Raw genomic sequence first — 727 nt, 5'->3', positions numbered from 1 at the left:
CTGCTGTTTCGCGTGGCACGCAACCTGTGCATCGATGAGGCGCGGCATCGGCAGGTGGCGCAGCGCTGGCTCGTCGAGCAATCGCCGCTCGGCCTGCACGCGGCGGCACCGTCGTGTGAATACGTGCATGCGCAGCGCCAGGTGCTGCGGCGCGTGATCGGGGTGCTCGAATCGCTGCCGCCGTTGCGGCGCGAGGTGTTCCTGCTGTTCCGGGCCTATGGGTTCACGCGCACCGAGATCGCCGGGCGGTTGACGCTCAGCGAGGCGGCGGTGGCCAAGCACCTGGTACGAGCGGCGCTGGATTGCTCGCGGGTGTTCGCCGAGATGCAGGCGGAATTGATCGACGCGCCGGCGGTGTCGCCGCGCAGCAGTTTCCGCGCGACGCTGGCAGAGGATTGGGCATGAGCCCGATGGCTCCGGCCGAGAAGCTGATCGAGCATGCGCTCGACCTGGTCGTGAAGAGCGAGGTCGAGCCGGAACCGGCGGCTGGCCGAGCGCTGGCGCGGCTGCGGCAATGGATCGCGTCGTCGCCCGAACATGCGGCAGCGGCCGACGAGGCGCGCCGGCGCTGGCAGATGCTGGGCGGGATGTCGGAGGGGCTGAGGGAGCATTTCGACGAACCGGTCGCCGCCCCACACGCCGCTGGGCGGCGCAACCTGCTGCTGTCGGCGGCCGCGCTGCTCGGCGGCGCAGCGCTCGCCGGCCGTCTGGGTTGGCAGTATTGGCA

General features: G+C 71.0%; 1 protein-coding gene and 1 pseudogene. Both read left to right on the top strand.

The window, feature by feature from the left end; genetic code table 11:
• The coding region (locus AC1D01_RS37325) for an RNA polymerase sigma factor (protein WP_477874946.1) at positions 1-405 on the top strand (405 nt) is incomplete at its 5' end.
• Positions 402-727: pseudogene (locus AC1D01_RS37320) on the top strand (iron dicitrate transport regulator FecR); the annotation flags it as partial. The gene AC1D01_RS37325 and the pseudogene AC1D01_RS37320, both read left to right, overlap by 4 nt.

The organism is Rhizobacter sp. P3_B12 (genome assembly GCF_056402895.1).
The sequence above is the reverse complement of the archived record's forward strand: the minus strand, read 5'-3'. Positions and strand labels throughout refer to the sequence as shown.